The organism is Streptomyces sp. NPDC088730 (assembly GCF_044751215.1).
Classification (GTDB): domain Bacteria; phylum Actinomycetota; class Actinomycetes; order Streptomycetales; family Streptomycetaceae; genus Streptomyces.
In genome coordinates this window covers 538,210-557,178 of the sequence record NZ_JBIVLK010000001.1, presented here as the reverse complement: position 1 = coordinate 557,178, position 18,969 = coordinate 538,210, and the positions used below count along the sequence as shown (strand labels likewise).

At 72.8% G+C, this 18,969-nt stretch carries 13 protein-coding genes; 3 read left to right on the top strand and 10 right to left on the bottom strand.

Translation table 11 applies throughout. From position 1 onward, the window contains the following. Positions 1-12 precede the first annotated feature (12 nt). The 7 genes from ACIP89_RS02360 to hrcA all read right to left on the bottom strand — a co-directional run bounded on the left by ACIP89_RS02360 (position 13) and on the right by hrcA (position 8,526). Entirely contained in the window at positions 13-372 is a 360-nt protein-coding gene (locus tag ACIP89_RS02360; protein ID WP_401921418.1) for a histidine triad nucleotide-binding protein, read from the bottom strand. 118 nt (positions 373-490) lie between these two features. Continuing rightward, on the bottom strand, positions 491-3,724 hold the full coding sequence (locus ACIP89_RS02355) for a S41 family peptidase (protein ID WP_401922163.1): 3,234 nt from the start codon (positions 3,722-3,724) through the stop codon (positions 491-493). Between the two features lie 77 nt (positions 3,725-3,801). Continuing rightward, positions 3,802-4,308, bottom strand: coding sequence for a hypothetical protein (locus ACIP89_RS02350; protein ID WP_402112513.1), 507 nt, complete (start codon positions 4,306-4,308; stop codon positions 3,802-3,804). 133 nt (positions 4,309-4,441) lie between these two features. Next, complete coding sequence (locus tag ACIP89_RS02345) at positions 4,442-5,188, bottom strand: 16S rRNA (uracil(1498)-N(3))-methyltransferase (protein WP_401921421.1); 747 nt, start codon at positions 5,186-5,188, stop codon at positions 4,442-4,444. Further along, positions 5,185-6,258, bottom strand: coding sequence for a nitronate monooxygenase (locus tag ACIP89_RS02340; protein WP_401921422.1), 1,074 nt, complete (start codon positions 6,256-6,258; stop codon positions 5,185-5,187). Before ACIP89_RS02340 ends, ACIP89_RS02345 begins: the two co-directional genes overlap by 4 nt. A gap of 114 nt (positions 6,259-6,372) precedes the next feature. Next, complete coding sequence (dnaJ, locus tag ACIP89_RS02335) at positions 6,373-7,509, bottom strand: molecular chaperone DnaJ (RefSeq protein WP_327336794.1); 1,137 nt, start codon at positions 7,507-7,509, stop codon at positions 6,373-6,375. Continuing rightward, positions 7,510-8,526, bottom strand: coding sequence for a heat-inducible transcriptional repressor HrcA (gene hrcA, locus ACIP89_RS02330; protein WP_073735980.1), 1,017 nt, complete (start codon positions 8,524-8,526; stop codon positions 7,510-7,512). Positions 8,527-8,712: 186 nt separating this feature from the next. Between hrcA and ACIP89_RS02325 the strand changes: the two genes are divergently transcribed. From ACIP89_RS02325 to ACIP89_RS02315, 3 genes are all read left to right on the top strand, one after another. Continuing rightward, positions 8,713-9,435 carry an MBL fold metallo-hydrolase gene (locus ACIP89_RS02325; RefSeq protein ID WP_401922159.1) on the top strand — a complete coding sequence of 241 codons (723 nt, stop codon included), beginning with the start codon at positions 8,713-8,715 and terminating at the stop codon, positions 9,433-9,435. A 25-nt stretch (positions 9,436-9,460) separates the two neighbouring features. Continuing rightward, positions 9,461-10,279 (top strand): DUF3097 domain-containing protein, encoded by an 819-nt coding sequence (locus ACIP89_RS02320; protein WP_402112512.1) that lies wholly within the window; start codon positions 9,461-9,463, stop codon positions 10,277-10,279. A 117-nt stretch (positions 10,280-10,396) separates the two neighbouring features. After that, positions 10,397-13,261 carry a hypothetical protein gene (locus ACIP89_RS02315; RefSeq protein WP_402112510.1) on the top strand — a complete coding sequence of 955 codons (2,865 nt, stop codon included), beginning with the start codon at positions 10,397-10,399 and terminating at the stop codon, positions 13,259-13,261. 134 nt (positions 13,262-13,395) lie between these two features. Here ACIP89_RS02315 and hemW read toward each other — a convergent pair whose 3' ends face one another. The 3 genes from hemW to ACIP89_RS02300 form a co-directional block, all read right to left on the bottom strand. Beyond that, the gene (gene hemW, locus ACIP89_RS02310; protein WP_402112508.1) at positions 13,396-14,628 is read right to left on the bottom strand and encodes a radical SAM family heme chaperone HemW; all 1,233 of its coding nucleotides are present in this window, start codon (positions 14,626-14,628) and stop codon (positions 13,396-13,398) included. A 65-nt stretch (positions 14,629-14,693) separates the two neighbouring features. After that, complete coding sequence (locus tag ACIP89_RS02305) at positions 14,694-16,601, bottom strand: SpoIIE family protein phosphatase (protein ID WP_401922337.1); 1,908 nt, start codon at positions 16,599-16,601, stop codon at positions 14,694-14,696. Positions 16,602-16,904: 303 nt separating this feature from the next. Further along, positions 16,905-18,794 (bottom strand): AMP-dependent synthetase/ligase, encoded by a 1,890-nt coding sequence (locus ACIP89_RS02300; protein WP_401921429.1) that lies wholly within the window; start codon positions 18,792-18,794, stop codon positions 16,905-16,907. Positions 18,795-18,969 lie beyond the last annotated feature (175 nt).

Genomic DNA, 18,969 nt, shown 5'->3' with positions numbered 1-18,969 from the left:
TGTGCGGCGGCCCTAGCCGGGGGGCCACTGGAGGCCTCGGCCGCCCAGGACGTGGGCGTGCGCGTGGAAGACGGTCTGTCCGGCGCCCGCACCGGTGTTGAACACGATCCGGTAGCCGCTGTCCGTGATCTTCTCGTCGGCGGCGACCTGCCCGGCCTCGCGCACCACGTCCGCGAGGACCTGCGGTTCCGCGGCGGCCAGGGAGGCCGCGTCGGGGTGGTGCAGGCGCGGGATGACGAGTACGTGGGTGGGGGCCTGGGGGTTGATGTCACGGAAGGCGACGGTGGTGTCGGTCTCCCGGACGATCGTGGCCGGGATCTCACCCGAGACGATCTTGCAGAACAGGCAGTCGGGCTGCGGTTCTCCCGCCATGGTGGTGCTCCTTCTGTCTCGGTGATCCGTCACGGAGCAGCCTAGCGGGACGGCTCACCCGGCCTCGCCGGTGTTCGAGGCGCGGGGGCCGGGGCGGCCCCCGGTCCCCGCCACCACGTCACTCCGGCAGCGACGGCGCCGTCTTCGCCGGGGTCCTGGTCAGCGACTCCAGCGCGATCCGGATCGCCTCGTCCAGCTGCGGATCCCGCCCCGCCGCCCGGTCCTGCGGCGTCATGACGACCTCGACGTCCGGATCGACGCCGTGGTTCTCGACGCCCCAGCCGTACCCCTCCATCCAGAAGGCGTACTTGGGCTGGGTGACCAGCGTGCCGTCCACCAGCCGGTACCGGCTGTCGATGCCCACCACGCCGCCCCAGGTGCGGGTGCCGACCACCGGGCCGATGCCCATCAGCTTGATCGCCGCGTTCACGATGTCGCCGTCGGAACCGGAGAACTCGTCCGCCACCGCGACGACCGGCCCGCGCGGCGCGTCGCCCGGGTAGCTGTGGGGCTGCCTGCCGCGGGGCAGGTCCCAGCCGACGATGCGGCGGCCCAGCTTCTCCACGATCAGCTGCGAGATGTGGCCGCCCCGGTTCTCCCGGACGTCCACCACCAGCCCCTCGCGGGCGACCTCGGTGCGCAGGTCGCGGTGGATCTGGGCCCAGCCGGGGCCGGCCATGTCGGGGACGTGGACGTAGCCGAGGCGCCCGCCGGAGTGCTCGTGGACGTAACGGCGCCGGTCGGCGACCCAGTCGTGGTAGCGCAGCGGCTCCTCGTCCGCGATCGGTACGACGACGACATGGCGCGGGTCGCCGCCGCCGGCCGGTGAGACGGTCAGCTCGACCGGGTGGCCGGCCGAGCCGGTGAGCAGCGGTCCGGGGCCGCTCACACGGTCCACCGGGTGGCCGTCGACCGCGAGGATCGCGTCCCCCGCGCGGACGGCGACGCCCGGTGCGGCGAGCGGTGCGCGGGCGGCCGGGTCGGAGGTCTCGGAGGGCAGGATCCGGTCGACGCGCCAGCTCCCGTCCTCGGCGCGGGAGATGTCGGCGCCGAGCAGGCCCTGGCGGGCCGAGTCGTCGTGCCAGCCGCCGGCCGGATGCACATAGGCGTGGGAGGTGCCGAGTTCGCCCTGTACCTCCCACAGCAGGTCGATGAGGTCGTCGTGGGTGGCGACGCGCTCCAGCACCGGGCGGTAGCGGTCCAGGACACCGGTCCAGTCGGTGCCGCCCATGTCGGGGCGCCAGAAGTTGTCCCGCATGATGCGGCCGGCCTCTTCGTACATCTGCCGCCATTCGGCGGCCGGGTCCAGGGTGCGGCGGATCCGGGAGAGGTCGACGGTGACGCTGCCGTCGCCGTCGTGGTCGTCGTCGGAGCCCGCCGCCACCCGGCTGTCGGACGGTACGACGCGCAGGGTGCCCCGGCTGTGCAGCACCAGCCGCTTGCCGTCGCCGCTGACCGCGAACCGGGCGATGTCGGAGGCGAGTTCCTCGCGGCGCAGCCTCTCCAGGTCGTACCGCTCCAGCACGGTCTCCGGGCGGCGGGCGTCGGGCGTGGCGGCGCTCGTGCCGAGGACCCCGACGACCGGGTGGCGCAGCCAGAGCAGCCCGTCCTTCGCGGCCCGCAGCGAGGAGTAGCTGGCCGCCTCGACGGGCAGGGCGACGATCCGGTCCGCGAGGCCGTCCAGGTCGATGCGGGTGACCGGGAGCGCGGTGGGGTTGTCGTCGCCGTCGCCGCCCTTCTCCCGCTCGGTCGGGCGGCCGTGCAGCTGCGGCCCGAACGGGGACGGGGTGGTCGCGGCGAGCGTCAGCAGGTGCGGTCGGCAGCCGCCGATGAAGGCCAGGTCGAAGACGTGTGAGTCGTAGACCGGGTCGAAGGCCCGCTCGGAGAGGAAGGCCAGGTGCTTCCCGTCGGCGGTGAAGGCGGGTGCGAAGTCGCGGAACCGCAGCGGGGTCGCCTCCGCGACCGTCAGGTCTGCCAGGTGGGCGAGCTTGAGCTGGCTCAGCGGCTCGGGGCCGGGGTGCGACCAGGCGAGCCAGGAGGAGTCGGGCGAGAAGACGAGCCCGGAGGCGTCGCCGTGCTCGCTGCGGTCCACCTCGTGGACCTCGCCGCTCTCCCGCTCGACGATCAGTACCCGTCCGTCGTGGGCGGCGACGGCGAACCGGCTGCCGTCGGGGGCGGGCGCCAGGTCGAGGACCCGGCCGATCCGGCCCGCGGCGAGGCGGCGCGGTACGGCGTCGGGCGAGGTGCCGGTGGCGGGGGCGCACTCCAGCGCGTCGTCGCCCTCCGCGTCGGTGACCCAGACGACGTGCTGGTCGCCGTCGGCCTGGAAGGTACGGGGCAGCCGGGCCCGTACGCCGGGTTCGACAGCGAGCGCGCGGGCCGGGCCCTCGCGGTGGGTGACCCAGTGGACGGCTCCGCGGGACCCGACCGCGCTGCCCCGCCCGGTACGGTCCGGGGAGGCGGCGCTCAGGTGGCTGCCGGCGTGCACGGGGTGCGGCTGGAGGTCGGCGCGCTGGCCGCCGAGGCGGATGTCGAGGCGGCGGGGGCCGTCGCTCTCCAGGCTGTCCAGGAGCCACAGTTCACCGGCGGACGCGTAGGCGACGCGGGTGCCGTCGGTGGTGGCGTGCCGGGCGTAGAAGCCGTCGATGCCGGTGTGGCGGCGCAGATCGGCGCCGTCCGGGAGCGAGGAGTAGAGCGCTCCGACGCCTTCGTGGTCGGAGAGGAAGGCGATGCGCCCGCCCACCCACATCGGGCACTCGATGTTGCCGTCGAGCTCCTCGTTGACCCGGACGAACTCCTGCGGCTCCCCGTCCGCCGGCGCCTCCTCCGCCGCGATCCAGAGCTTGCCGGCCGTGCCGCCCCGGTAGCGCTTCCACTTGGCGGCCTCGCGCCCCATGGTGGCCGAAAGCAGCAGGATCCGGCCGCCGGGTCCCCAGGCGAGGGAGCCGACCGGACCGTACGGCAGGGTCCGGGCGGGCCCGCCGTCGACCGGTACGGCGCGGGCCCAGGTGCGGCGCAGCGAGACCTGTCCCTGGGTACTGAGGACCAGGACCTCGCCCTCCGGGGTCCAGCCGTGCACGGCTGTCCGCGCGTCGCCCCAGTAGGTCAGCCGCTCGGAGGGGCCGCCGTCGACGGGGGCCAGGTGCACCTCGGGCGCCCCGTCCCGGGTGGACGCCCAGGCGACGAGGGTGCCGTCGGGAGATATCCGCGGCTGGGCCACGGGGCGGTTGTCCGCGCTGACCCGCCAGGCTCGGCCGCCGTCGAGCGGCGCGAGCCAGACGTCGTCCTCGGCGGTGAAGGCGATCAGGTCGCCCTGGACATGGGGATACCGGAGGTAGGAAGGCTGTGTCACAGCGATCACCCTAGGCCGAGGCCGCAGCCGGGGAAACGGAGTTGGCCGGAGTCCGACGCAGTCGGTGTCCCCCGCACTCACTTGCCCTGCGGCGTTTCGGTCACGGTGACCGTGACCGTCACGGTCGGCCGGGCGCCTCCACCGCTGTCTCCCCCGCTGCCGCCCGCCGGGGGCCGTGGCGGCGCGGCCGAGGAGGGCGCGGCGTCGCAGTTGCCGAGCATCGTGGCGCGGAAGACGGTCTTCCCGGCCGCCTTCGCGGTCATGTCACCGCTGACGCACCGGCCTTCGACCTCCCGGTCGACCTTGCCGTCGAGGCTGATGTCCTGGCCCTCCTTGGTGCGGCCGTTGCAGTCCACGTCCGCGATCCGGCTGGTGGCCGGGGCGGACGAACCGGTCCGGGTGCCGGCACTCGCGCCCCCGCTGATCCGTGCCGTGCAGCTCAGCCACTGCACGTGCACGCCTTCGTGCTCCAGCGCGCGGGTGGCGGTCTGATCGGTCGTCACCGCGATGGACGCGGAGTCCAGGTCGTTGACCGGGTCGCAGGCCGAGAGTCCGGCGACGACCGTGCCGGTGAGGCAGATCACGGCCGGAAAGCGTCGGATCCCTCGATTGCGCCATGCCCTTGATGTCCCCATACGGGCAGCTTCCCACCGCTCCTGACGGTGCGGTAGACCGCTTGCGGCCAGAACCGGCCAAGGTTCGGGGAAACGGCCCGATTCATGACCAGCGGCCGGTGCGGCCCAGCAGCAGGGCCGTCGCCGCCGTGCCCGCCGTGGACGTCCGCAGGACGGTCGGCCCGAGCCGGCAGGTCCGGGCCCCGGCGGCGGCGAACGCGGCCAGCTCCTCGGGCGAGACGCCGCCCTCCGGGCCGACGACCAGCACGATGTCACCCGCCTCGGGCAGCTCCACGGTGGCCAGCGGTTCGCCGGGGTACCCGCGGTCCTCGTGCAGCACGGCCGCGAAGTCGGCGGTGGCCAGAAACGCGGCGACCTGCTTGGTCGTCATCGCGTCCGCCACCTCGGGGAACCGCACCCGGCGCGACTGCTTGCCGGCCTCGCGGGCGGTGCCGCGCCATTTCGCCAGCGCCTTGAGACCCCGGTCGCCCTTCCACTGGGTGATGCAGCGCCCGGCCTGCCAGGGGACGATCGCGTCGACGCCGGTCTCCGTCATCGTCTCGACGGCGAGCTCGCCCCGGTCGCCCTTGGGCAGGGCCTGGACGACGGTGATGCGGAGGCCGGGGCGGGGTTCCTCGCGGACCGGCTCCAGACCGCCGAGCACCAGCCGGTCCTTGCCCTCGGCGGCGGACACCACGCCCTGTGCCCAGCGGCCCCGGCCGTCCGTCAGGACGACCTCCTCCCCGGCGTGCAGGCGCCGGACCGAGACGGCGTGCCGCCCCTCCGGGCCGTCCAGGACGAACCCGGGCCCCGCGGGCATCTCCTCGACGACGAAGACGGGTGCCGTCACTGCGTGCTCCTTGTGCTCACTGCCGCCCGTGCGGCGTCCAGTTCCTCGACGAGCAGGGCGACGAGCCGGCCGGCCGTCAGCTCGCGTGCCATCCGGTGCCCCTGGCCGGCCCACAGCGCCATGCCCTGCGCGTCCCCGGCCCTGGCCGCCGCCTTGCGCAGCGGCGCGGTCAGCTGGTGGATCTGCGGGTAGGCGGCCGGGGCGTACGGCCCGTGCTCGCGGACGAAGCGGTTGACCAGGCCGCGGGCCGGGCGCCCGGAGAAGGCCCGGGTCAGGGTGGTGCGGACGAACAGCGGGTTGGTCAGGGCCTGCTTGTGCAGCAGGTGGGCGCCGGACTCCGGGCAGATCAGGAAGGCGGTGCCGAGCTGCGCGGCATCGGCCCCGGCCGCGAGCACCGCCGCGATCTGGGAGCCGCGCATCAGCCCGCCGGCGGCGATGACCGGGATCTGCACGGTCTCGCGGACCTGGGCCACCAGGCTGAGCAGCCCGGTGCCGATCCCGTCGGCCTGCGGGTCGTCGCGGTGGGTGGACTGGTGGCCGCCCGCCTCGACGCCCTGGGCGCAGACCGCGTCGGCGCCGGCCCACTGGGCGGCCTGGGCCTCCTCGGGCGTGGTGACCGTCACGACGGTGTACGTGCCCACGGCGGCGAACGCGTCGAGGGTGTCCCGGGTCGGGCAGCCGAAGGTGAAGGAGACGACCGGGACCGGGTCCTCCAGCAGGATGGCGAGCTTGGCCTCGTAGCCGTCGTCCCCGTCGGATTCGGTCTCGCCGAGCGGGGTCTCGTACCAGGTGGCCTCGCCCGCGAGCTGATCCCGGTAGACCTCGACGGCGCTCGGGTCGGCGAGGTTGGGCTGCGGCATGAAGAGGTTGACGCCGAAGGGCTGGCCGGTCAGTCCGCGGACCTGCTTGACGTCGTTGTACATGCCGTCCGCCGTCTTGTACCCGGCGGCCAGGAAGCCGAGCCCGCCGGCCTCGGCCACGGCTCCGACGAGCTGCGGGCAGGAGACGCCGCCCGCCATCGGGGCCTGCACGATCGGATACCGGCAGAGATCGGTCAACGCGGATGGCATGACGGCATCGTGTCATGCCCGTCCTGTCCCGTGATGCGCACCCCGTGGCCACGTTTTGTCCGCAATGCCGTACGGGCCCGGAAATCCGGGCCCGTACGGTGGTGACGCGTGGGATCAGCGGCCGTTGAACGCGTCCTTCAGACGGGAGAACAGCCCCTGCTGGCCGGGCTGGAACTGGCCGGTGGGCCGCTCCTCGCCGCGCAGTTTCGCCAGCTCCCGCAGGAGGCGTTCCTGCTCGGGGTCCATCTTCGTCGGGGTCATCACCTCGACGTGCACGATCAGGTCGCCGCGACCGCCGCCCCGCAGGTGCGTGATGCCGCGCCCGTGCAGCGGGACGGACTGGCCGGACTGGGTGCCCGGCCTGATGTCGACCTCCTCCAGCCCGTCGAGCGTCTCCAGCGGCACCTTGGTGCCGATGGCAGCCGCCGTCATGGGGATGGTGACCGTGCAGTGCAGATCGTCGCCGCGCCGCTGGAACACCGCGTGCGGCAGCTCGTGGATCTCGACGTAGAGGTCACCGGCCGGGCCGCCGCCGGGGCCGACCTCGCCCTCGCCGGCGAGCTGGATGCGGGTGCCGTTGTCGACACCCGCGGGGATCTTCACGGTGAGGGTGCGCCGCGAGCGGATGCGGCCGTCGCCTGCGCACTCCGGGCAGGGCGTCGGCACGACGGTGCCGAAGCCCTGGCACTGCGGGCAGGGCCGCGAGGTCATGACCTGGCCGAGGAACGACCGGGTGACCTGGGAGACCTCGCCCCGGCCGCGGCACATGTCGCAGGTCTGGGCCGAGGTGCCGGGCGCCGCGCCCTCTCCGCTACAGGTCGTACAGACGACGGCCGTGTCGACCTGGATGTCCTTGGTCGTGCCGAAGGCCGCCTCCGAGAGGTCGATCTCCAGCCGGATCATGGCGTCCTGGCCGCGCCGGGTGCGCGAACGGGGTCCGCGCTGCGAGGCGGTGCCGAAGAACGCGTCCATGATGTCGGAGAAGTTGCCGAAGCCGCCCTGTCCGAATCCGCCCGCGCCACCTCCGCCCGAGGCGGAGAGCGGGTCGCCGCCGAGGTCGTACACCTGTTTCTTCTGTGCGTCCGAGAGGACCTCGTAAGCGGCGTTGATCTCCTTGAACCGCTCCTGGGTCTTCGGATCGGGGTTCACATCCGGGTGCAGCTCGCGTGCGAGCCGCCGGAAGGCCTTCTTGATCTCGTCCTGCGAAGCGTCGCGGCGCACGCCGAGTACGGCGTAGTAGTCCGTGGCCACTTACGACTCCGCCAGGATCTGTCCGACGTAACGTGCCACTGCGCGTACCGCTCCCATCGTTCCGGGGTAGTCCATGCGGGTCGGTCCGACCACGCCGAGTTTGGCGACTGCCTCGTCGCCCGAACCGTAGCCGACCGCGACGACGGACGTGGAGTTGAGTCCCTCGTGGGCGTTCTCGTGCCCGATTCGTACGGTCATGCCCGAGTCCTTGGCCTCGCCGAGCAGCTTCAGCAGGACGACCTGCTCCTCCAATGCCTCCAGCACCGGCCGGATCATCACGGGGAAGTCGTGCCCGAAGCGGGTGAGGTTGGAGGTGCCGCCGATCATCAGCCGCTCCTCCGTCTCCTCGACGAGGGTTTCGAGCAGGATCGAGAGCACGGTGGACACGGTCGCCCGGTCCTCGCTCTCGAAGGATTCCGGCAGGTCCTGCACCAGCTGCGGGACGTCCGCGAAACGGCGCCCCACCACCCGGCTGTTGAGCCGGGCCCGCAGATCGGCGAGAGAGGTCTCACCGAACGGTGTCTGGCAGTCGACCAGCCGCTGTTCGACCCGGCCGGTGTCCGTGATCAGCACGAGCATCAGCCGGGCGGGAGCCAGGAGCAGCAGTTCCACGTGCCGCACCGTCGAGCGGGTCAGCGAGGGGTACTGCACGACGGCGACCTGCCGGGTCAGCTGCGCGAGCAGCCGTACGGTACGTCCCACGACATCGTCGAGGTCGACCGCGCCGTCGAGGAAATTCTGAATGGCCCGGCGCTCCGGCGACGACAGGGGCTTGACGCCCGCGAGCCGGTCGACGAAGAGCCGGTAGCCCTTGTCCGTCGGGATGCGTCCCGCGCTGGTGTGGGGCTGGGCGATGAAGCCCTCGTCCTCCAGCACCGCCATGTCGTTGCGGACGGTGGCCGGGGAGACCCCCAGCTTGTGCCGTTCCGTGAGCGCCTTGGAGCCGACGGGCTCCTCGGTGCCGACATAGTCCTGGACGATGGCGCGCAGCACTTCGAGTCTGCGTTCGCTGAGCATCGCGCACACCTCCAGCTGTCTACCTCGGTCGATCTCGGGTCGTTCCCGGGACTCCTCCTGGCACTCTGTCCATTCGAGTGCCAGCAATCTCCCCGGTCAGTGTACGGCGACGGGGTGGGCCCCTAGCAAGGGCGACCGGCCACGCTACCGCGAGACCGCGCAGGTCGTTGCCGATAGCGTCGCCGTATGGACGTCGCTTGGGAAGAGTTCGGCTGGGAGCGGTTGGGTGACGGAACGGGCCGGCGGCGGCTGCCGGGCTGGGACGCGACGGCCGCGCTGGTGGCCGGAGCGGACGGGGTACTGCTCTGCGACACCGGCTCGACGCTCCGGGAGGGCGCGGAACTGCGTGACCAGATCGACCGGCTGACCGGCCGGAGCGTGACACATGTCGCACTGAGCCATCCGCATTTCGACCACGTGCTGGGCACGGCCGCCTTCCCCGGGGCGCGGGTGTACGGGGCCGCCGGACTGGCGGAGCTGCTGCGGGCGGAGGCGGCGGAGCTGCACCGCTCGGCCGTCACGCACGGGGTGCCGGAGCGGGAGGCGGCGGAGGCGGCGGAGGCGCTGGTGGTCCCGCACCACGAGGTGCGCGGGGAGCTGACGCTCGACCTGGGCGGCGGCCGCCGGGTGCTGCTGGCCGAGGTGGGTCCTGCGCACAGCGGGCACGATCTGGCGGTGCTGGTGCCCGGCTCGCGCCCGGTCGTCCTCTGCGGCGACCTGGTCGAGGAGTCCGGCGAGCCGCAGGCCGGTCCGGACGCGGTGGTCTCCCGCTGGCCGGCCGCGCTGGACCGGCTGCTGGCGCTGGGCGGCGAGGACGCGCTGTACGTGCCGGGTCACGGAGCGGTGGTGGACGCCGCGTTCGTCCGGTCACAGCGCGACGCCCTGGCGCGCCGCTACGGCGTGTCGTGAGGCCGTCGCGTCCTATCGTCGTGCGATGCGCAGCTATCAGCCGGACCTGACCCCGCCGTGGAAGAAGTCCGCCCCCGCCCCCGAGGTGCCCGCAGAGCCGGATCTGGTCGTGGAGGAGGCCGTCACCGGTTTCTGCGGTGCGGTGATCCGTTGCGAGAAGACGGCCGAGGGGCCGACGGTGACCCTGGAGGACCGGTTCGGCAAGCACCGGGTCTTCCCGATGACGCCGCGCGGCTTCCTGCTGGAGGGCCGGGTGGTGACACTGGTGCGGCCGTCGCCCGGCGGCCCGGTCCGGCCCGCCCGTACGGCCTCCGGCTCGGTGGCGGTCCCCGGGGCGCGGGCGCGGGTGGCGCGGGCCGGGCGGATCTACGTGGAGGGGCGGCACGACGCGGAGCTGGTCGAGCGGGTCTGGGGCGACGACCTCCGGATCGAGGGCGTGGTCGTCGAGTACCTGGAGGGCATCGACGACCTCCCGGCGATCGTGCGCGAGTTCTCCCCCGGACCGGACGCGCGCCTGGGCGTGCTGGTCGACCACCTGGTGCCGGGTTCCAAGGAGTCCCGCATCGCGGCACAGGTGACGGACGGGAACGTCCTGGTGGTCGGTCATCCGTACATCGACGTGTGGGAGGCGGTGAAGCCGTCGTCCGTGGGGATCGGCGGCTGGCCGGTGGTGCCGCGCGGCCAGGACTGGAAGACCGGTGTGTGCCGTTCGCTGGGGTGGCCGGAAAACACCGGCGCGGCCTGGCAGCGCGTTCTGTCGTCGGTCCGCTCCTACCGGGATTTGGAGCCCGAACTCCTGGGCCGGGTCGAGGAATTGATTGATTTCGTCACGCTTCCCGCCTGATGTCCGGCGGGTCTTCCCGCCAATCCCGGGCTGATCCCTACAATTCCCTGCGCCTCGCACGCATCATCGGTTATTGAGTGTTTCCTGGCTCTTTTCGCGAGGGAAGGCACGGGGGCGATGGCGCGCGAGGTATGGCTGGACAGTGCGGACAACGAGGCGGCCTCGGCCGTCTTCCACTTCGTGCAGCAGCTCATCGACCGGTACCGGGACAACCGGCCGGTGATGCCGTTGGTGGTCCTCCAGGCCGCCGACGCCGACGTCCCGTCCGCCGTGGACGCCAGGGTCGAGCAGATCGTGCGCCAGATCCACCACGCGAACCAGCTGCGCCGGGTGCCGCTGAAGCTGCTCGACGGCCGTGGCGAGACGCCGTACGAGGCGGCCCTGGACATGGTCCGCACGCTGACCGAGAAGCCGTGGGAGACCCGGAGCAGCTCGCAGTTCAAGCCCTTCGCCTTTCCCCGCTCGCGGCTGCTCGGCGCCATCGAGCAGGCCACCGCCGCCGTGGTGCGGGAGCCGGACCGGGGCGGCTCTCCGGCGGAGCGCGACGAACGGATCCTGGAACAGCTGAGCACCCTGCGCTGGCGGGTCAGCCGGCACGGCCCGCGCAACTGGCTGGGCGCGTTCCGGGAGTCGGTGCGGCCGGAGACGTTCCTCGGAGCCGTCGTCATCGCGGTGCTCGGTGTGCTGCTCGGCGAGATCGGCTGGGTGCCCACCGCCCTGGTGGCCGTGGGCGCGGTGCTGGGGCTCGCCGTCGTGCGGCTGGTGACGACGTCGGCGCCGCCGCTGCTGTGGCTGCGGCGGGCCAGCAGGTGGTTCGCCACCACCTCCTCGCTGGCCGCGGCCAGTACCGGGTACCCGTCCGACGGCTGGTCCCGGTTCTCGCCCAGCGGTTCGTGGCGGGTCATCCGGGTCCGGGCCGCCGTGGTCGCGGGGCGGGTGGCCGACGCGGCGGCGGGCGACGAGCAGTCCCGCCAGTTCCATCTGGAGCTGCGGGTCCAGGCACTGCTGGAGGACCTGCGGAACAACTACCGCCCCCACGCGCTGGACTGGCGGGCCGGGAAGCGCACCGTGCCTCCGGTGGTGTTCCTTCCCACCGCCTGCCAGAGCAACGGCGGCATCCAGCTGATCAACGCCATCAACAACGTCCGGTCCCGGCGCAGCGAGGTGGACCCGCTGCTGCTGCTGGCCTCGCTGCCGGCCGCCGAGATACTGCGGCACACCCCGCCGCTGCCCGCGGTGCCGCTGCCCACGCACACCGGCGCGGCGCGGGCCCGTTACGACGACTGGATCAGCCATCTCAGCATCGGGCAGTCCCCCACGGCCGCCGCCACCCTCGCCTGGGTGCTGCGGCTGCCGCTCTCGACCGAGCAGCTGACCCACGAGCACGCGCACGCCCAGCTGGTCACGGAGCGCGTGCGCCGGACGTGGGTCTGGTGGCTGATGTCGCGTACGACCCTGGCCTGCCTCCTGGTCGGCGCCCTGCTGGCCACCTTCCTGGTGAGCGGGGAGCTGGCGGACCGCTACTGCCACGGTCCGCTCACCGATGTGAACACGGACTCGGTGAGGCTCGCGGCCCCCGGCGGCGGGCCGAAGGAGTGCATAGGCGTCTCGACGACGACGCAGGTGCGTTTCGCGGCGGGCAACGGCCTGTCGCTGGACGGCTCCGGGAAGGGCGTCACGTTCGACCGGATCGAGCGGGCGGTGGAGGAGGAGAACGCCGCCATCGTGCCCGGGGACGACTTCGTCACCGTCATCTACGCGGGCCCGTTCACCGCCGCCTCCCCCGAGGGCACCCGTAAGGCCCTGGAGGAGCTGACGGGCGTGTATCTGTACCAGCACCACACCAACAAGCTGGACTTCTCCGTCAAGCTCAAGGTGCTGACCGCCAACGGCGGGCAGGACATGCTCCAGCAGATACCGGCGGTGAAGAAGATCATCGAGGTGGCCGCGAAGGACCCCAGCGTCGTCGGTGTGGTCGGGCTCGGGCGCGACACGACCGACAGCCCCGAGGCGACCGAGCTGCTCCAGGAGGCCGGTCTTCCGGTGGTGGACACGACCAACTCCGGCGGCTACCTGGCCAAGGGCTACTCGAACTACTTCGGCATCGCGGCGACCGACGAGGAACAGGCGGACGCGATGGCCCTGGTGGCCCGGCAGGTGGCCGCGAAGTCCGCGCACCCGCGAGCCCTCGTGCTCTCCCGGCGCCTCGGCAACAACGACAAGGACCAGTACACGGTCGAGCAGCGCAAGGTGGGCAGCACGATGCTGAGGAAGGCCGGGTTCAAGCTGTCGGAACTGGCGGAGTACAGCCTCGGCCGCCGCAACAGCGCCGATCTCGACAAGCCGGTCCAGAAGATCTGCGAGGCGGACCCGGCACCGGACGCCCTGTACTTCGCCGGCCGGGTCGAGGACGTCAACAATCTGATGGGCCGGCTCGCCCAGGGCTGCGCGGGCAAGCCGATCACGGTCTTCACCGGCGACGACCTGACCAAGGCGCGCTTCGCGGACAGCACGGACCTCGCGGAGGACGTCACGCTCTACCACACGGCGCTCGCCCCGATGGGCCGCGGCCGGGCCGACGGTTTCTACCCGGAGGCGCACCGGACCCTGGAGGGCCTGCTGCCGGAGGGCCGGACCCTGCCCCGGCTGCCCGCCACCAAGGCCTACCAGGACGGCCTGTTCGCCAGCGGGCAGTCGGTCATCTCGTACAGCGCGACGGCCGCCCTCTACGACGCCGCCAGCCACGGCGACAAGAGGAACAGCGCCGCCGAGACGTGGGCGAACCTGTACGCGGTCAATCTGCAGTCGATGCCCACCGGCACCGTCACGTTCCGCGGTTTCATCCCGTACGAGGCCCAGGCGGGCCACGGTCTCGACGTCGTCGAGATCACCTATCCGGACGGCCGGATCCACAGCAGGGTGATCTGCGGCCGGCCCGCGGGGGCCGAAAGGATCACCCCGGCCGGGTGCCCGGTGGGGTGAGCTCGTGGGCCCGCGGGCCGGTGGGGTGAGCTCGTGGGCCCGCCGGGTGCCGGTGGGGTGAGCTCGTGGGTCCGCGGGCCGGCCGGGTGCCGGTGGGGTGAGCGGCCTCGGGGGCGGTCCCGGCGGGAGCCCGCTCAGTCCACCAGGTCCCGCACCACCGCGTCGGCCAGCAGCCGCCCGCGCAGGGTCAGCACGGCCAGGCCCGCCGCGAACGGTCCGGGCTCCAGCAGACCGTCGTCCACCGCACGCCGGGCGGCCGCGAGCCCGGCCGGGGCGAGCAGGGACAGCGGGCAGCCGTCGGAGAGCCGCAGCTCCAGCAGGATGCGCTCGACGCGGCGGTCCTCGGCGGAGAGGATCTCGCGTCCCGCCCCGGGCGAGCGGCCCTCGGCCAGCGCCTGCGCGTACGCCCCCGGGTGTTTCACGTTCCACCAGCGCACGCCGCCGACGTGGCTGTGCGCCCCGGGTCCGGCGCCCCACCAGTCGGCGCCGCGCCAGTACAGCTCGTTGTGCAGGCAGCGGCCCTCGGGCGTCCTGGACCAGTTCGACACCTCGTACCAGGAGAAGCCCGCCGCGGCCATCGCCTCGTCCGCGATGAGATAGCGGTCGGCGTGCGCGTCGTCGTCCGTCATCGGGATCTCGCCGCGCTTGATCCGGCGGGCCAGCTGGGTGCCCTCCTCGACGATCAGGGCGTACGCGGAGACGTGGTCGGGCCCGGCGCCGATCGCCGCGTCCAGCGAGGCCCGCCAGTCGTCGTCGGACTCGCCGGGGGTGCCGTAGATCAGGTCGAGGTTGACGTGCTCGAAGCCGGCCGCCCGCGCCTCGGCGACACAGGCCTCCGGGCGGCCCGGGGTGTGCGTGCGGTCGAGGATCTCCAGTACGTGCTGCCGGGCGCTCTGCATCCCGAAGGAGATCCGGTTGAAGCCGCCCTCGCGCAGCTCGGCCAGGTAGGCCGGGCCGACCGACTCGGGGTTGGCCTCCGTGGTGATCTCGGCGTCGTCCGCGAGACCGAACTCCTCGCGGATCGCTCCCAGCATGGAGACGAGATCGGCGGCGGCCAGCAGGGTCGGCGTACCGCCGCCGACGAAGACGGTACGGACCGGCCGGGGGTCGTCACCGAGGACCTTGCGGGCCTGGCGGACCTCACCGATCAGGTGGGAGGCGTAGTTGTCCCGGGAGGCCAGTGCGCCGCCGGAGCCGCGCAGCTCGGTGGCGGTGTAGGTGTTGAAGTCGCAGTAGCCGCAGCGGGTCGCGCAGTACGGCACATGCAGGTAGAAGCCGAGCGGCCGGTCCGCGGCGCCTTCCAGGGCGTGGCGGGGCAGCGCCCCGTCGTCGGGCACGGGTTCACCATCGGGCAGTACGGAAGGCATACCGTCCATTGTCGCGCGCCGCCCGGCGACCGGACGCCACCCCGGCGGCCGGCCCGCTGCGGGCCCTACAGGGCCTGGAGGACCAGCAGCGCCAGGTCGTCGTCCGGCGGGCGTTCCGCGAAGGAGTGCACCGCCTGGTTGATGCGGTCCGCGATCCCCTCGGCGCTGAGCCCGGTGCAGTCGGCCAGCGCCTGCGCCAGCCCGTCGCCGTCGTCGAACATCACCGGCCCCGAGCGCCGCTCCGTCACCCCGTCGGTGACGCACAGCAGGCTGTCGCCGGGGGCCAGGTCGAAGCTCTGGCTCTCGTACGTCGCGTCGTCGACGACACCGAGCAGCAGCTGCGGCTCCGCGGCGATCCGCACCGTGCCGTCGGGGCGCAGCAGCAGCGGCAGCGGGTGGCCGGCGCTCGCCAGGGTGCAGCGCGCGCCCCCGTCCGGCAACGGCACGAGCTCCCCGTACAGCAGGGAGAGGAACCGGGGCCCGCTCTCCGCCGACTGCTGGCCGCCCGCCGCGGCGACCATCAGCGCCGCCGCCTCCGCGGCCTCCATGGCGTCGTCGAGGAGCAGCCGGTTGAGCCGGACCAGCACCTCACCGACCTGGAAGCCCTCGCGGGCCAGCAGCCGCAGCCAGGGGCGGGCGAGACCGGTGACGACGGCGGCCTCCGGACCGCTGCCCTGGACGTCTCCCAGGACGAAGCACCAGCGGTCACCGGGGCACGGGAAGATGTCGTAGAAGTCGCCCCCGACCACCCCGTCGTCGCTGGGTTCGTACACCAGCGAACTGGCCACACCCGGTATGTCGGCGACCTTGCTGGGCAGCAGTCCGCGCTGCAGGATGCGGCTGATGGTGGCCTGCCGGGTGTAGGCGCGGGCCGCGCCCACGGCGAGGCCGACCCGGCGCACGAAGTCCTCTATCAGCGCGGTCACCTCGTCGGGGACGCGGGCGATGCCCTCGCGGCCGACGAGTACGGCGCCGAGGGTGCGGCCGCCCGAGGTGATCCGGTACGCGAGGGCGACGCCTTCGCTCCCGTCCGGCTTCTCGCCGTCCTCCGCGCTGCCGGGCCACGGGATCGAGACGGGGCCGGTGCCGACCCGCTCGGGGAGCCGGAGCGGGTCGCCCTCCAGCACCTCGCGCAACGGGTCGGTGCGGTCCTCGTCGATGTGCCAGACCTTGGCGAGCCGGGGGACGGCCGCCCGGCCGCCGCTCTCCGGCTCCAGCCAGATCGCGCACCAGTCGGCGAGCCTGGGAACCAGTAACTGTCCGGCGAGCGCGGCCACGATGTCCTCGTCGAGCTGCCCGGCCAGCAGGTCGGAGGCCTCCGCGAGGAACGAGAGCGCGCCGCGTCCGGCCCAGTCCGCGTCGTCCCGCAGAGCGCGCCGGGCGGTCGGGGCGAGGAGTTCGGCGGCGCGCAGCCCCTGCTGGAAGCCGGGTTCCGTGCGGGCGTCGGCGAAGGGGTTCCAGTCGTCGACGGGGAGCCGGGCCCAGACGGTCTTGAGGCCGGTGCGGTAGGTGATGCCCCAGCGCTCGGAGAGGGTGGCGACGAGTTCCAGCCCGCGCCCGTACTCGGCGGGCTCCCCCGGTCCGGCCGCGCCGTCGGATCCGGCGCCGTTCTCGCTGCCGTCGCTGCGCACGGCACGGGCCGGGTGGTGGTCGGAGACCTCCAGCACCAGTGCGGACGCCTCGTCCTCTGTCGCCTCCTCCAGCCGGAAGAGCAGTTCGACGTTGGTCCCCGCGTGCACGACGGCGTTGGTGACCAGCTCGCTGACGATCACCGTCGCGTCGTCGGACAGCCGGTCGCTGAACCCCACCGCGGCTGGCAGGCCCAGCCCGCTCCACTCGGTGAGCGCCGCCGCGACGAACCGCCGGGCCGCGGCGGGCGCGAGCAGGTTCCCGGGCAGACTCGTACGGGCGACCGGCTGGGTGCCCGTGGACTCGGCGCTGGTTCCGGGACGTTGCACGATGTCCCGCTGCAAGGGAATGGACCCCACCGGGCGGCTCCTGACCTGTTCTGGCTCTGCCTGTTCTCGCTCTTGCGCCGCTGACGACAGGGACAGAGTGACAGATCGGCCAACCCCGCACGCGCCGAGTTACCGAAGTGAGCGAAGAAGCGAGCGCCGGAGCGCACGCCGGGGCGGGCGCGGGGGCGCATTCGGTCCCCGCGCCGGAGCGCGGGGACCGGACGGCCAGAACGGGGCGGCGCGGGCCGGCCGGAAGCGGCTGGCGGGCCGGGATCGGGGGCGGGCCCGAGGGGGCGGGCGGGCCGGAGGGAGCCGCCCTCAGGCCTCGCGGGAGCCCGCGTACATGTCCTCGATCAGGTTCTTGTAGGCGCGCTCCACGACGGGCCGCTTCAGCTTGAGGCTGGGCGTCACCTCACCGTGCTCGATGTCCAGGTCACGCGGGAGCAGCCGGAACTTCTTGATGGTCTGCCAGCGCTGGAGCCCCTCGTTGAGGCGCTTCACATAGCCGTCGATCAGCTCGACGGTCTGCGGGGCCGCCACGACGTCCGCGTACGACTTGCCCGCCAGGCCGTTCTCGGCGGCCCAGCCGAGGATGGTCGGCTCGTCGAGGGCGATCAGCGCGGTGCAGAAGTTACGGTCCGCGCCGTGCACCAGGATGTTGGAGACGAACGGACACACCGCCTTGAACTGGCCCTCGACCTCGGCCGGGGCGATGTACTTGCCGCCCGACGTCTTGATCAGGTCCTTCTTGCGGTCGGTGATCCGGAGGTAGCCGTCCACGGACAGCTCACCGATGTCCCCGGTGTGGAACCAGCCGTCGGCCTCCAGCACCTCTGCGGTCTTTTCCGGCAGCCCCTGGTAGCCCTGCATCAGACCGGGGCCGCGCAGCATGATCTCGCCGTCGTCCGCGATCCGCACCTCGGTGCCGGGGAGCGGCTTGCCGACCGTGCCGGTGCGGTAGGCCTCGCCGGGGTTGACGAAGGAGGCGGCGCTGGTCTCGGTGAGCCCGTAGCCCTCCAGGATGTGGATCCCGGCGCCCGCGAAGAAGAAGCCGATGTCGGGTGCGAGGGCCGCGGAACCGGAGACGCAGGCGCGGAGCCGGCCGCCGAAGGCCTCGCGGATCTTCGCGAAGACCAGGGTGTCCGCGACCTTGTGCTTGGCGCCGAGCGCGAAGGGCACGGAGGCGGTGCCGGTGCGCCGGAAGTTGTCCTGGGAGACCTTCGCGTACTCACGGGCGACCCCGGCCGCCCACTGGAAGATCTTGTACTTGGCCGCGCCACCGGCACGGGCCTTGGCCGCGACGCCGTTGTAGACCTTCTCGAAGATGCGCGGGACGGCGGCCATGTACGTCGGCTGGACGACCGGCAGGTTCTCGATGATCTTGTCGACCCGGCCGTCGACGGCGGTGACGTGCCCCACCTCGATCTGACCGGAGGTGAGGACCTTGCCGAAGACGTGCGCGAGCGGCAGCCAGAGGTACTGGACGTCGTCCTTGGTGATCAGGCCGGTGGAGACGGTGGCCTTGGCCATGTACGACCAGTTGTCGTGCGGCAGCCGCACGCCCTTGGGGCGGCCGGTGGTGCCGGAGGTGTAGATGAGGGTCGCGAGCTGCTCGGCGGTGATCGCGTCAACCCGCTCGGTGATCGCGGCGGGGTTCTTCGCCAGGTGCTCGGTGCCCCGCGCCTCCAGATCGGCCAGCGTGAGCACCCAGCCCTCCGGGTCGCCCTCGGCCGGTCCGGCGCCCTCGGCGTCGATGACGACGACATGGGCGAGGTCCGGCAGCTCGGCACGGCGCTCCCGGGCCTTGGCGAGCTGTACGGCGTCCTCGGCGATCAGGACCCGGCTCTGGGAGTCGGAGAGGATGAACGCCGACTCCTCGGTGTTGGTGGAGGGGTAGATCGTGGTGGTGGCGGCGCCCGCGCACATCACGCCGAGGTCGGCCAGGATCCACTCGACCCGGGTGGACGCGGCGAGCGCGACGCGCTCCTCGGGCAGTACCCCCAGCGAGATCAGCCCGGCCCCGATGGCGTACACCCGCTCGGCCGCCTGCGCCCAGCTGAGTGACTTCCACTCGTCGGCGCCCCCGCCGTCGGCGGCGGGGACGGGGTAGCGGTACGCCTCGGCGTCCGGGGTGGCGGCCACCCGGTCGATGAAGAGGGTCGCCACGGACGGCGGACGGTTCTCGATCATGGTCTGTGCGTCGCTCACGACATCCTCCGGGCCTACGGCAGTGCTTCACGACCGGCTGCTGGTTCGCGGTGTGTTCTCCGCGTGTGTCTGGTGCTTGATCCTGCTTGTTTAACTCATGAGTAACTACGAAGTCGTGATCAGGGTAGAGCGCCCGCGTCCGCCGCGTAAGAGGCAATCGAACCCCGCTTCATAA